The organism is Clostridioides sp. LIBA-7602 (assembly GCF_056688945.1).
In genome coordinates this window covers 472,881-487,934 of record NZ_CP196991.1, presented here as the reverse complement: position 1 = coordinate 487,934, position 15,054 = coordinate 472,881, and the positions used below count along the sequence as shown (strand labels likewise).

General features: G+C 28.7%; 10 protein-coding genes and 1 pseudogene. 2 read left to right on the top strand and 9 right to left on the bottom strand.

Annotated features, from left to right (window positions below):
- Positions 1-45 precede the first annotated feature (45 nt).
- Together blaCDD and ACTG45_RS02610 are read right to left on the bottom strand one after the other, a co-directional pair.
- Complete coding sequence (blaCDD, locus tag ACTG45_RS02615) at positions 46-984, bottom strand: CDD family class D beta-lactamase (protein WP_479919744.1); 939 nt, start codon at positions 982-984, stop codon at positions 46-48.
- 26 nt (positions 985-1,010) lie between these two features.
- Entirely contained in the window at positions 1,011-1,727 is a 717-nt protein-coding gene (locus tag ACTG45_RS02610) for a hypothetical protein (RefSeq protein ID WP_479919743.1), read from the bottom strand.
- A gap of 330 nt (positions 1,728-2,057) precedes the next feature.
- Between ACTG45_RS02610 and ACTG45_RS02605 the strand changes: the two genes are divergently transcribed.
- The gene (locus ACTG45_RS02605) at positions 2,058-4,301 is read left to right on the top strand and encodes an ATP-binding cassette domain-containing protein (protein WP_479919742.1); all 2,244 of its coding nucleotides are present in this window, start codon (positions 2,058-2,060) and stop codon (positions 4,299-4,301) included.
- A gap of 249 nt (positions 4,302-4,550) precedes the next feature.
- On the opposite strand, the gene ACTG45_RS02600 is transcribed toward ACTG45_RS02605, so the two are convergent.
- The 3 genes from ACTG45_RS02600 to ACTG45_RS02590 all read right to left on the bottom strand — a co-directional run bounded on the left by ACTG45_RS02600 (position 4,551) and on the right by ACTG45_RS02590 (position 8,756).
- A complete protein-coding gene (locus ACTG45_RS02600) occupies positions 4,551-6,665 on the bottom strand; it encodes a HelD family protein (protein WP_479919741.1) in 2,115 nt (704 codons plus the stop codon).
- A gap of 78 nt (positions 6,666-6,743) precedes the next feature.
- Positions 6,744-7,598 carry a helix-turn-helix transcriptional regulator gene (locus ACTG45_RS02595; protein ID WP_479918037.1) on the bottom strand — a complete coding sequence of 285 codons (855 nt, stop codon included), beginning with the start codon at positions 7,596-7,598 and terminating at the stop codon, positions 6,744-6,746.
- A gap of 261 nt (positions 7,599-7,859) precedes the next feature.
- Positions 7,860-8,756, bottom strand: a complete 897-nt coding sequence (locus ACTG45_RS02590; protein ID WP_021382909.1) for a LysR family transcriptional regulator — start codon at positions 8,754-8,756, stop codon at positions 7,860-7,862.
- 120 nt (positions 8,757-8,876) lie between these two features.
- Between ACTG45_RS02590 and ACTG45_RS02585 the strand changes: the two genes are divergently transcribed.
- Positions 8,877-10,199: an MATE family efflux transporter gene (locus tag ACTG45_RS02585; RefSeq protein WP_479919740.1), complete on the top strand. Its 1,323-nt coding sequence runs from the start codon at positions 8,877-8,879 to the stop codon at positions 10,197-10,199.
- 158 nt (positions 10,200-10,357) lie between these two features.
- Here ACTG45_RS02585 and ACTG45_RS02580 read toward each other — a convergent pair whose 3' ends face one another.
- The 4 genes and pseudogenes from ACTG45_RS02580 to vanG form a co-directional block, all read right to left on the bottom strand.
- Positions 10,358-10,720 carry a VOC family protein gene (locus ACTG45_RS02580; protein WP_021382950.1) on the bottom strand — a complete coding sequence of 121 codons (363 nt, stop codon included), beginning with the start codon at positions 10,718-10,720 and terminating at the stop codon, positions 10,358-10,360.
- A gap of 241 nt (positions 10,721-10,961) precedes the next feature.
- Positions 10,962-13,109: pseudogene (vanT, locus tag ACTG45_RS02575) on the bottom strand (serine racemase VanT catalytic subunit).
- Positions 13,102-13,905, bottom strand: coding sequence for a M15 family metallopeptidase (locus tag ACTG45_RS02570; RefSeq protein WP_021382973.1), 804 nt, complete (start codon positions 13,903-13,905; stop codon positions 13,102-13,104). The pseudogene vanT and the gene ACTG45_RS02570 overlap by 8 nt, the downstream one beginning before the upstream one ends.
- On the bottom strand, positions 13,905-14,951 hold the full coding sequence (vanG, locus tag ACTG45_RS02565; RefSeq protein WP_021382963.1) for a D-alanine--D-serine ligase VanG: 1,047 nt from the start codon (positions 14,949-14,951) through the stop codon (positions 13,905-13,907). The genes ACTG45_RS02570 and vanG overlap by 1 nt, the downstream gene beginning before the upstream one ends.
- Positions 14,952-15,054: the final 103 nt, after the last annotated feature.

Below are 15,054 nucleotides of genomic sequence, written 5' to 3'. Positions count from 1 at the left end.
ATTATTTAATAATTAAATAGGATATACCCGCAAATAAAATTAAGTTTATTTTGTGACATTATAGTATTTCTTAATTATATTAATTGCAATCTCTTTTACCTTTGGACCTGTAACTTCTTTATTGGAATCATCTGATTTAATAGCAAAATAATAAGTATCATCTTTAATTTCTACCATACCAACAAACCATGCATCTGTACGTTGATTTTTTTCATCATATCCTGTCCCAGTTTTTCCATACAAATTTATATTTTTATCATTTACATCTATTTTCATAATATCTTTTAAAATATTAATATGCTCTTTTTTAAAGCTTGTATCTCCTTCAAATATCCTTGCTACTGTTTCCGCTTGTTCTTTTGGAGATATTTGTAATGAAGATTCTAACCAAAACCCATTTAAATGTCCCTTTCCATTTTTTAAATCTCCTTCCCATTCACTAATATCGCAGTTACCATATTTTAAATCATCTAGAATTTTTTGAACAGATTTAGAGTCAACTTGATTTAATAATTTTTTGTAGTACCAAACACAAGATTCCTTAAATGCCTCTTCTAAATTAAGATTTCTATTCCAATTTTCATTTTTATAAATTGTACCATCATATCCCATAACTGATTCTTTTGAGTTTATTACCCCTTTTTCTAGACCAATTAGAGTTGAAATTATTTTAAAAGTAGAACATGGTGACCTTCTTGTTTCAATTAACTCTTTGTTATATATATTATATTCTTTATTTTTACTGTTATAAAAAATAGCTCCTCCACTAATATTTTCAAAACAATAGCTATAATCAACTATATTAATTTTTTCCTTTTTATTTTGATTATTGTTTTCAATTTTGGATTTATTTAATTCAGAGTTTATATAATTCTTATCATGTTTTTGTTTTGTATTGTTATGCTTTTTTCCTACATAATATACTCCTATAGCTATAACAATCAATAAGATAACTGCCCAAATAAAATTATTTTTTCTTTTCATACTTTATACTATCTCCTCTATATAAGTTATAGTCCACCTTTAAAATAATAGACATTATTTGTAATATGCTCCAATCTAGGAGCTTGAATACTTCTGTTGATAAAATCTAATTTTGGTTTAGCATCTTTCAAGTCTTTAACAATTACAACTCCATCAACAGATTGTAATTCGGCTCCAAAGAAAAAATAGACTAAATTTTTATCTCCAGAGATTTTAACTACATTTAAATTTCTATTTAATTTTTCTATTTTTTTTATTACTTCTTTAGAAAATATTTTCTCCAATTCACTTGTATCATATTTAATATAAAAATTACATTCATCGCTTAACTTTTTTTCATCATAAGCTTTTAAAATAGCTTTAGCTACTACATTATAATCTTCTTCATAAAGTTTAAATCTAAAACTTTCACTTGGACTAGAAATAAATATAGTACCTATACTTATAAAGATACTAAATATACATCCAATCATTTTTCTTTTATTTAGAGCTTTTTTATAGTAAAGCTTAACCATATGTACACAAATCCATATAAATGCAATTAACATCAATGGTATTGCAAATAAACCTATAAATAGTAGAACTAATCCTCCCCTAAATATGATGTTTCCACACAAAAATAAAAAATCACTAACAATAAATAGGATTAAAGGGATAGCAATGTCTCTTATATTTTCTTTACCTAATATAATTATTTTGATTGAAGTTATGATGAAGATACTTAATATAACTATTAATATCATTATGTCCTCCTTTCAGTTTGTGAGGTAATAATTTATTCTTTTTTAAAACTTACTATTGTAATATTTAAATATTACAATAGTAAGTTTTAAATGTCAAGTCGTTTTAATTGTATAAGTATCTTTATATTTATCCAATTATGAGTATCTATTATGTACTCTTTTATCTATTATCAACTACTATTTATTCAGATTGTGTAAGACTGTTTAAACTTAGAAATACTTTCTATAACATAGCAGAATATATCAAGAAAGTAGCTTTTAATTTTATTATAATATGCTTACACAATAAAATTACTTTACTAAAATATACTCAGAAAGGATTTAACATTCATGTCAAATATTATAATAAAAGGGCTTACACAAAATAACCTAAAAAATATATCATTTAAAATTCCTAAAAATAAAATTGTTGTTTTTACTGGGGTTTCAGGCTCTGGAAAATCCAGTATTGTATTTGATACAATTGCAGCAGAATCACAAAGACAGATGAATGAAACATATTCTTCATTTATCAGAAATAGACTGCCTAAATATAGAAAACCTCAGGTAGAGCTGATTGATAATTTAACTGCTTCTGTAATCGTAGACCAAACTCCTCTTGGTGGCAATGCACGTTCCACAGTTGGTACTATAAGTGATTTGTATTCATCATTAAGACTATTATTTTCTAGAATTGGAGAACCCTATATAGGAACAACTTCACATTTTTCTTTTAATGACCCCAATGGTATGTGCAAAAATTGTTCTGGAATTGGTAGGGTTAAAGTAATCAATATTGAATCTATTCTAAATATTGAAAACTCATTGAATACAGGATGTATAAATGACTCTTTATTTAAACCTAATTCATGGTATTGGAAGCAGTATGCAGAGTCTGGACTTTTTGACTTAGATAAACCTCTAAAAGATTATTCTTTAGAAGAATATAATTTATTGCTTTATGGCTCAAAAAATAAAAATGGCAAACAGGAAAATCCCAAAGTAGAAGGTATTTTTAACAAATATAATCAAACATATCTAAATCGAGATATTAGCAATATGAGTAAACACACAAAAGAAAAATCAGAGAGACTTATAACAGATGAAGAATGTCCTATCTGCCATGGAAAAAGATTAAATAAAGAAACTCTTAACTGCACTATCTTAGGATATTCGATTGCAGATATGTGTGATATGGAACTTACCGACCTTTATGATTTATTGTTACAAATAAAAGATAAAAGAGTTGAAACTGTAATAAAAACTCTTGTTGATGGTTTAAAAAGGATGATTGATATTGGACTTCCCTACCTACACCTAAATAGAGAATCATCATCTTTATCTGGAGGAGAAGCTCAAAGATTAAAACTTGTGCGATATATGGGAAGTAGCCTCACAGGTCTGACTTATATTTTCGATGAACCTAGTACTGGTATGCATCCACGAGATGTACATCGTATGAATCAGTTATTAAAAAATCTTAGAGATAGAGGAAACACTGTCCTTGTCGTAGAGCATGATAAAGATGTTATATCCATAGCAGATGAAGTTATAGATATTGGCCCAAAAGCTGGTACACATGGTGGACATATTGTGTTCCAAGGCTCTTATGATAAGTTACTTCTAACAGACACTCTTACTTCAAATGCAATGAATCTATCATTACCTATAAAAACTAATGCTCGTCAGTCAAAAGGTATTCTTCCAATTAGAGATGCTTGTATAAATAATCTAAAACATGTTGATATAGACTTACCAGTTGGAATTATGACTGTTGTTACTGGAGTAGCTGGTTCTGGCAAAAGTACTTTAATTTCTCATGTTTTTGCACAAAAGTATGAAAAAGATGTTATTAAAATCGACCAGAGCCCTATTACAGCTACAAACCGCTCTACACCTGCTACATTCCTTGGTTTCTTTGATGAGATAAGAAAAACATTTGCTAAAGAAAATAATATTGAAGAAGGTCTATTCAGTTTTAATTCAAAGGGTGCGTGTCCTGTTTGTGATGGTAAAGGAGTACTTGTTACAGAGCTTGTATTCATGGACCCTATTATTAATACATGTGAAGCTTGTAAAGGTACTAGATATAGTAAGGAAGTTTTGTCAAAATTATATAAAGACAAACATATAGTTGATGTACTATCTATGACAGTAGATGAAGCTCTTGAATTTTTTACAGAAAAGAAGCTTTGTAAAGTCTTACAAACTATGAAAGATGTTGGCTTATCTTATATGACCTTAGGTCAACCACTTAGTACACTATCTGGAGGAGAGCGTCAAAGAATTAAGTTAGCTAAAAACCTCAATAAAAAAGGTACTATCTATATTTTAGATGAGCCAACTACAGGACTCCATGGGTCTGATATTGAAAAGCTTATGCTGATTTTTGAGCATATAGTAGAGAAAGGTAATACTGTAATTATAATTGAACATAATTTAGATGTATTGAAACAAGCGGATTGGGTGATTGATATCGGTCCTGATGGTGGTAAAAATGGTGGTCAGGTCGTATTTGAAGGTACTCCAATAGAAATGGTGGAAAAGGGTCGTACTATAACATCAGATTTTCTTAGAAAATCAATAAATATATAGATAATATAATACCAACATTGAGAAATTAGGAACTATTATAGATATATTGCTATTTCATTCTAATTTATAAACTCAAATTGCAACTTCATTTTGAGATAAATTAACATTATAAAAGCTATAAATTATAAAATTTTAAATATGATTTATAGCTTTTATTTTTTATACGTTTTTTTTATTGATTTATTAATGAGTTTTAGCAGTAAGTTACATTTATAATACATAAACACATATAATGAATAAACATATAATCTACATACCTATAAGTTGAGTTAATTTACCAACATATGTTAGTTTAAGTTTGTGCATAGCTCGTGTACAAGCAATATACAACAAGCTTCGGTCATAATCACTATAATACGTTTTATTATTTACTGAAGGTACAATAACTTCATCAAACTCTAGGCCTTTTGACATTTTAACAGAAGTTATGGATACTCCTTTTGTAAAACTAGAACTTTCAGAAGATATTAAGTGAACACTATATTCTTCTCTTAACACATCATATATAGCTTTAGCGTCATTATCTGTCTTTAATATAATGCCAAGAGTAGCATTATCACTCTTTTTAAATTCTTCAATTTCTGTTTTTATCTTATTTATTTCATCTTGTTCGTTATTACATTTTAATAAAGCTGGTTCTTCTCCATATCGTTCAATAGGCTCTAATGAAGATATGTCTTGAATTTTTTTTGCAAAGTTAATAATCTCAAAGGTAGAACGATAACTTTTGTTTAATGTAACTAATTCTCCATCATTATATAGTTGTCTCATATCATCTAGTGTATGAGTATGATTAGGGTTAACTAATTGTCCAAAGTCTCCAAGAATAGTTTTTTTACACTTAAAAAGTAAGTTTATTACAGCGTATTGAATAGGCGTATAATCCTGCATTTCATCAATAACAATATGTCTTATAACCTTGTCTTCTTGTATTCCTTCATACGCAGCATGAATATATATAAATGGGTATACATCTGACCACTCAAGAGTTTTCTTTGATGCCATCACAAACATATTTGATATATCCATTTGTTTAAAAAAATCCTTATATAACGTAAGAGTATTTTTTATTGTCAACATTCCATTCAAGTTCTTAAGTATGCTTTTTACTCTTGGTAAATCCTCTTCCATAATATTATCTGTTTCAAATCTATAATGAATATCTTCAGCTACTTTCTCTAGCCTTCTCTTAACTGGATATTTATTATATGCCTCAAATCTATTCTGTATCCAATCACTTTTAGCTATGAAGCTTCCAAAAGTATAATCCTCTGGAATAAAAATCTTATTAGGCATCTGTTTTATATAATTATCCATAAGTTTTACAAAATCGAGCGTAGACTTAAATCGCACTCTTTCAGTCCATTTATCATCATTTATTTCTAATGGGTCTCTTTCACTTTCAAAATTAATAACTCTCTCTAATTGTACTTCTGCTATATTTTCAAAACTTAATTCACATAATGGTTCTTCTCCAAGCTCTGGCAGAACGTTGGAAATATAGTCTCCAAAGACTTTATTAGGTGATAAGATAATCACATTGTTTGCTTCTATTTTGTCTTTAAATCTATAAAGAAGAAATGCAATTCTATGTAATGCTATAGATGTTTTACCAGAACCAGCCACCCCTTGAATAATTAATGTATCAGCTTTATCGTTTCTAATAATTTGATTTTGTTCTTTTTGTATTGTTGAAATAATAGACTTCATTTTTTCATCTGAAGTATGACTAAGCTCCTTTTGAAGAATATCATCTTGTATATTAATGGAACTTTCTAATGCATATTCCAATTTCCCATTTTTAATTTTAAACTGTCGCTTTCTTGTTATTTCTCCGTCTACCCATCCTATTGGTGCATCATATCCTGCTTTCCCTATTTCATAATCATAAAACATACTGGCAATTGGAGAACGCCAATCAAGTATTAACAGTTCATCTTCGTAATCAAATGCAAATCTACCTATATAGTACTTATATTCATCACCCATATCTTTCAATCTAAAATCTATTCTAGCAAAGTATGGCGAATCTTTAATCTTATCAATCTTATCTCGAACTTTCACCATAAAAGCTCCATAATTATCTATTTGTTTTAGTGATTGTTCATTTTGAAACATCTCATGTGGGTCTATTTCTCCCCGATTTTTTACCATATACATTTTGGCTTCCATATAGTCTCTATCAAGTTTTCCAACAAGATTTTCAGCTTTCTTAAAAGCATCTTCTAACTTGTTATTTATATCTATTAGATGTACAATCTCATCTGGAAAAAAAGTTAACAACCCTGTATCATTTTCATATATGTTATGTTCATAATCAGATGCAATAGAATCATAATTTACTACCTGTTTATTTTCAGACATTTAAATCCTCCTTGTTAATTAAGTACTTGTATTGAATCATTATACTTAATTGTGTTTTGGAGTTTTTAATCATTCTTGCTATTTATTCTCCTTTTTATCTACAGAATTCAGGATAAATTTTTGAGTAGGATATCCAAACTCCACAAGTAATTCTGCCTCTGCAAAACCCAACTTCTTTATCATATCTCTATGCCCTGTATCAGCCTTGTCACCTTCTCGAAATGTAGTAATTGAGATATCTGTATCTATCAAGAAATCTTCAATAACTTTCTTCAAAAACACTTGTGCAATATCTGAATTACGATATTGTGGATGTACCCCAAAAAAATCAATACTTCTAGTTTCTCTATTAAATACCATGTTGGCAATAGCAGTGTTATTAAGCTTTAATATCAAAGCTCTTTCTTCTAAAATATACTGTTCCAATTGAGAAATATATTCTTCCTCTTGCAAGTTTGGAAATCCATCTATGACTAATCTCACTAAATTCATCCATAATGGTATATCGGACTTATTTGCAAGTTTAATTTCTTTTTCTAACTCTAGCACATTTTTTGAAAATAAATTGTCTCTTTTCAAAACAAATCTTAGCTGCAAAGGATAAAATTCTTGTTCTTTTCGATATTTATTTGGAGATTTTTTGTACATAGCTTTAAATATAGAAGTGAATGCCTGTTGACTTTCATATCCAGCTATTAACGCAATTTCAATTATTGGTTTCTTTGAAAATACCAATAGTTTTGCTGCTTCTGTTAATTTTCTTCGCTTTATATAATCATGCATCGTCAAGCCAACAGAAGATGTGAAAGTTCTATGTAGATGATATTTTGAATAATGAACAGCATTAGCAACTATATCTAAATCCAATTTTTCTGATAAATGTTCTTCTATATAGTCAATAGCTGTTATGACATTAATTACTTTATAAGACATTGCAGCTTTCCTCCTTTTATCCATGCAACATTATATCAATCATCACTTAATCAGATTTAATGAATCTTGCTCTTTTTCAAACAAATTTATTTTTATATGTACTTTATATTTACTATCATATACTTTATAATTCATATACTTGATAATTTCCTTATATTTTTTCCACTCCTGATAATAATTATTTCTAAAATAATGTCTTAACCTCATAAATAATGTCTTAACCTCATAATAAATTTTTAGTTCAAGAGTTTAATATAACTTTTACTTTTTAATTAAAGACTCTAACCCTTTAATTTTCAATAACTTTTCATTTAGTAAATCTAAAAAATTATTTATTATTTCCGTCTTACTAGATTCCTTAATTAGGTAGTAAATAAATCTATCTGGAGGTGCATCTTTTATATAATGTATTTCAATATTTGATATTTCTTTAAGATGATATGCCACTGACACTGGTACAATAGCCCATACATTCTCTTGTCTCATAAAGTATTCCAAAAGTGACATCTGGTCTAGAAATACTTTAGGCTGAAGAGTTGAGCGGAACCAAAAATTATGCCATAAATCATATTCAGGATTCCACGGAAGCCTTATCTCATCAGCAACATCCAAAATAGACGGATGCAATTCTCCCTTGTACTTTGAACCATAGCTTGTTACTAGTAACATAGCTTCTTTAAAGATTGGTATTGTCTCTATATTATTAAAAAACATATCATCAGAAATAAGTGCTATATCTACTTCTCCCTTTGAAATGTAATCATATGCTTCATAAGAATGATAGTGGTAAAAGTTTATATTATATTCTGGATATGTGTTCATAAAGCATGAGAATACATCTGGAAGTATATATGAACTTACACTCCCTATAGAGGATATGTTTAGAATTTTACTCCTATCCATTTTAGTTATAGCCTTGGCTTCTTGTAAAAGGCTTTTATATTTTTCTGCAATTGGAACAAATGCCTTTCCCTCTTCTGTCAACTCTGATATTCGTATGCCTTTTTTTCGTCTAATTAATTTATATCCTAATTCTGTTTCTAACGCATTTATTCTTCTACTTAATGCTGGCTGAGTAACATATAAACTTTCAGCAGCGGCAGAAATACTTCCTAACTTTATAACAGTCAAAAATGCTTGTATTTCAAGTTCTGTCACAGACTCACCTCAATTCATAATATAAATATTTATTTATATTATATGGCTAAAAACGGCATTTTACAATTATTTGATATGACTGTAAACTAGTTGTATCTTAAAATTTAACGAGGTGCTATTATGAAATATACAACTAACTTAACAGAGGGAAACATAAAAAGAGAATTATTCATACTTATGCTCCCATTACTTTTAGGAAACATACTTCAACAGCTTTACAATACTATTGACGCAATTATAGTTGGTAGATTTGTAAGCCAAACTGCTTTTGCTGCTGTAGGTGTAGCAGGTACTATTATGAATCTTTTTATATTTATACTAAGCGGAAGTTGCACAGGTATTTCAATTATCTTTGCACATTTTTATGGTGCCAATGACTTATCTTCATTTAGAAAAGAATCTTTTTTAGCAACTATTTTCGGAGCTACGCTGACTTTTATATTAAGTATATTCTCAATACTTATACTCTCTCCACTACTAAACATAATTAATACTCCACATGAAGTTGCAAGTATAGCAACATCTTATTTAAATATTATTTTTTGTGGACTCATTGCAACATATTTTTATAATCTGTTATCAGCAACTTTGAGAGCTGTTGGTAATACCAAATCGGCTCTTATTATCTTAATGTTTTCAATGATAATGAATACTGTTTTAGATTTAGTTTTTGTTGCAGTATGCAATTTTGGAATTCAAGGAGCCGCCTTTGCAACTGTATTATCACAGACACTTGCATCACTTCTTTGTTTTATTTATATAAGAAAAAATATCTCATTTCTTTTATTTAAAAAAGAAGATATGAAGTTTGAATGGAAATTATTAAAATTGACTATCTCTTATAGTTTAATATCTGCTCTCCATCAATCTAGTTTATATATTGGAAAACTACTAGTACAAGGTGCTGTAAATATAATGGGAACAGATATGATTACAGCATATACTGCCACAACAAGAATTGAAGGTTTTGCTAATTCTTTTGGAGATAGTGGAGCTGAAGCCATATCTATATTTGTTGCACAAAATACTGGAAATAAAGATAGAAAGAGGGCAAAACAAGGATTTTATACAGGATTGATTATCATGGTATGTCTGGGAATTGGTTTATCTTTAATAATGTACTTTTTTTCAGAAACTGCTATTGGGTTTATGATGAGTAATACAAATAATGAAATTATGAGAAATGGTGCAGAATATATGCAAACTATCGCTATTTTCTATGTCTTATGTTTTATAGGAAGTGCCTTTGTTGGTTGGTACCGAGGAAGTGGAAAGGTAAACATCCCTGTAATTGGAACTATATTACATATATCAATTCGTGTAATTCTTTCTTATTTACTTATTCAAAGATTTGGTCTAAAGTCTGTAGCATTTGCTACTGGAATAGGTTGGATTTTTGTTGTATTATTTCAGTACATTATTTTCTATCTCTCAAAAGAATAAAAAGGTGAACCCTATATAAAGTTCACCTTTATGTAATAACTTTCTATTCTATTTTGAGTACACTAATTTGATTTATAATATATTGAAACTAAAAGTAACAAATTTGGCTTGTCAATATAGATTATAATTAGTTGTTTATTGACAAAGTCTATTTTTAACTAATCTTTTTTTGTATGTTGAACATATTCTACAATTGTACCATCTGGATGTTTTACTGTCATATTATATCCTGTAGGAACTTTTTTCTTATCTCTTATCAGAACTGCTCCATTATTTAATAGATAACTTCTCCATTCATCAACAGAGTCAACCATAAAAGTAGATTTTGTTTCTATAAATGGTTTGAGAGCATCATCAGAACCAGATAATAATAATACATTTCCAACCTGCGCTAGCTCCAATCCAACTTCTTTATAAGAAAAACGTAAAGAGCATTTTTCTTTTAAAAGATTCTCATAAAAAGATATCGCTTTTTCTATATCTTGAATATAAAAACGTGTTAATATATCATATATCTCCATGTTGTTCCTCCTGTATCTACTTCTCTTATTTATCCTAAATTATACCACTCTATAAATTGTATGACAATAAATCAAGTATTATCTCCTAACCATCTTAAGTACAATATGTTATTGATTTTATACGGCAGAACATCATAAATTATATAAAATACAAAACCATACTTAAAAGTGAAATAATCTATATCAATCTTCTAATCAGATACCATACGAATACAATAAGATTAATAAATTTTTAATACTGTTACTTCTCTACGAATTTCAATCTAGACCCCATTCTACTCAGCAACTCATTTGCTATGCTACCAGAAGCATCTGCAACTTCAGGAGCAGATAGTTCAGACAAATCATCTTTTCCAATTAGTGTTCCTACACTCCCAACCTCTACACTAGGAATATCTGTAACATCAACAATAAGTTGGTCCATACAAATTCGTCCTATTATTGGTGCAAAACACCCATTTATTATTACATTACTTTTTCCACAAGATAAATTTCTAGGTAACCCATCAGCATAACCTACAGATAGTACTGCAATTATACTATCTCTATTTGCAATAAAAGTTCTTCCATATCCCACACTTTCACCATTTTGTATTCTCCTAATAAGGACAACTTGTGATTTTAAAGATAAAACAGGACGTAAATCAAGCTGTAGCTTAGTTGTATCATTTGGAGAACTTAGTACCCCATATAGTGCAATTCCAATCCTTGCATAATCACACTTAAGTTTAGGATAGTTTAAAAATCCATAGCTACTTTGAATATGTATTTTAGGAATTTTTATCTCCCTTTTTGATAGCAAATCAATTAACTTATAAAAATATTCAATTTGTCTATTTGTAAAGTTTATGTCTTCTTCTATCATACTGTCAGAAACACACAAGTGTGTAAATATACCACAGACGTCTAAATGTTTCAACTCAAATGCTTTTAATATTGATACAATGTCATTAGCATCAAAACCAAGTCGGTGCATACCTGTGTCAATTTTGATATGTGATTTTATATAATATCCTTGCTCATTTAAGCATACAGCATGATTAAGGTCAACAATGCTCTGTATAAGATTGTATTTATGAAGCTCCTTCGCTCTTATTGGATTAGTATATCCAAGAATTAATATCTCTCCCGATATTCCATAATGTCGTAGTTCAATAGCTTCATCTATTGTTGCTACTGCAAATGATTTTACACCCATTTGATTTATATGAGTTGCTACTTCAAAAACGCTATGTCCATACGCATTAGCCTTCATAACTGCCATCAATTCACAATTTTGTGGCATAGCTTTTTGTAATACTCTTACATTATGTTCCAAATTATTTAAGTCAACTTCAATCCAAGCTCTGTTAGTATTTACATTTCAAGTCTTTCTATGTTTTCCTTTTTTCCCTTTTATCCTGTTGAGAATCAATATAATTATTATTGAAGTTATAAAAGATGCTATACTTACCACTATATAATTAATAATACTATTGTCAACCAAGACTGTTTGTATTCCAAGTATTTTAGAAAACATACGAATAATAACAATCATCATAGGATGTATAATGTAAATAATTAATGATGATGTTCGTAAAAATCTGACTCTATTACCCTTAAAAAACGTTAAAGCTGTAAATAAGAAATACATACATGGTAGTAACATAATATACATACTATCATGACGCTGTACGCCTAGATTGTGTAAAATAATACCCTCACAAAACATAAGAGTAAATGATATAAGAAATCCAATCAAGCTATTTTTAGATGATATACTGACAGATTTATTTGCTATTATGGCACCTAGTATGAAAAATACTGGAGCAAAAAACACACCATTTCGTGTATAGTCTGAAACTTCAAAAATATATCCATAAAAATTCTTTAATAATGGTAATTTTTCTAAAAAACCATAATAACTGTCACCAAGCATACCAATTATGTAAAGGATAACAGAAATTATAAATGACCACTTTATACCCAAATTTTTTACAAGAAAATATGCAATACTTGCACCAATAATTGAAGCAGGAAGATACCATAAATGATATAGAGTTCCATCAAATACAATATCCTTAATAACATTTGGTAGCAAATTATCCATAGAAAAATATCCATTGTAAATATTTAATGGAATATAAATAAAGATAGCTATACCATAGATAAATACTGTATTTTTTAGAAAAACTTTCAGCTTATCATAATTGTAATTATGTCTTGAAATTAGAAAAAAGCCTGATATCATAAAAAAGAATGGCACAGCAATACGAGCAATTATACGAGTCAGTATAAAGTCACTCATTTTACTATACGATAATAATGGTGATGTATGAATTGCAATTATAAGCAATGCAGCTATAATCCTAAAATAATCAAGTCCTGCATAGGATTTATTCTTAATCATTCTTGTTCCTCCAAAGTGTCATAATAAAACCATCACTATTGTTACCTGACATTTGATAATCATATTGTCTAGGTATAGAAAATTGTATCTCTTCTTCATTATCAAGAGGTATATAAAAAATCTCTATAATTTTTTCATTATCTTCTACCTTAAAACAATCTTCATAAGAAAATCTCTTAATATATTCTATGTATTCTTCAAGAGCTAAATTCATTTCACTGATAATTTTAGAATGGGGATACCCAACATAACGAAAATGCCATGGCTCTTGAGATATTCCTGTTATCTCTTCTTTTTTATACTGATAACGCTCTATAAAACCATAATGTGGAGCTACTTTACGAAACTCATTACAGATACCATCATAAGGAAATTCTGGACAAATAAAATCTATAACATCTTTCTTAAGACCTAAATCAATAGCAAGCCCTGTCTGATGCTCACTGCAATTTGGAAGTGCTACAAACTTTTCAGTAAACTCTTTTCCATTATCACAAAGAGAGTTTGAATATATATATTTTTGTTCATTTGCAGTACGATATCCACTTACTGGCACTATCTCATTTGTACTTCCTATATTTTTCAAAATATTTTGTAAAGCATTTACAGCTTCACATTTCATAAGAATACTTGGAAATTTTGTATCTACAGGTATTAACTCCGCATTGAAAGATATTTTAATTGGTAAAAAAGCATTTACAAGAATTAGATTACCATCATAAACTTTATCTTTAGTTAGTGAAATAGTATTCATCACTTTAGATTCTTTATCTTTGATTAATAAAATATTATTCATTATTTTGCATGCACCTCAATTATTTTGTCTAGGATTTCTTTAAAAGACAATCCAATACCTTTCATCATATTTGGATAACGGCTATGAGAAGTAAATCCTGGAATTGTGTTTACCTCATTAAAAACAATTTCACCATATGGAGTCAGAAACATATCTACTCTAGCAAATCCTGAACATCCAAGCGTTCTATAAATAGTTTTTGCCGTCTCTTGTATTTTTTTCTCACAATCAGCATTAATTCTAGCTGGCATATGAATTTTTGAGCTTTTTAATGTATACTTTTCTGTATAATCAAAAAATCCTTTTGATAATTCTATTTCGTCTACTCTTCCAACTAGTAAATCATCAATTCCTAAAACTGCACAACCTACTTCAAATCCATCAATATTTTCCTCAATTATTACTTCATTATCATGTTCAAAAGCTATGTCAACTGCTATTTCTAACTCTTCTTTCTTATAAATTTTACTAATTCCAAATGATGAGCCTGCACGCACAGGTTTAACAAATAATGGACAAGTTAAATCTTTTGACAATTTAATTACGTTAGATTTATCTGAATGTTTTAATATGATTGATTTTGGTACTTTGACACCTTCTGCATGGACAAGTTTATGCGACTTATCTTTGTCCATACATAACGCTGAAGAAAGAGTACCACATCCAATAACCTGTATACCTGCTAATTCAAATAACCCTTGTACTGTACCATCTTCTCCATTCTTTCCATGCAATACAGGAAATGCAAAATCAATTTTAGTATATTTAATATGGTTTTTATAGAATTCAATAATACCATTTTGTACACGATTATGAGATACAGCAACAGGAATTAGATAAGTGGAATCTTCACACCAAGTGTCATTTTGGATGTTTTCATAATTTCCTATATAACGATACCAATTACCATCTCTTGTAATTCCAATTGGCATAATATCATATTTATCTGCATTTAAATTTTCAAGTACTGCAAAAGATGATTGTAACGATACATCATATTCTGTTGAATTTCCACCAAATATAACTGCAATTTTTTTCTTATTCATAGTCAATTCTCCTTTGTCATTGATATAATTACTGTATTAAAACAAAGCACTCTTGTTTTGATACAGTAATTATATCAATGACAAGAGTGCCTTTTATCTATTT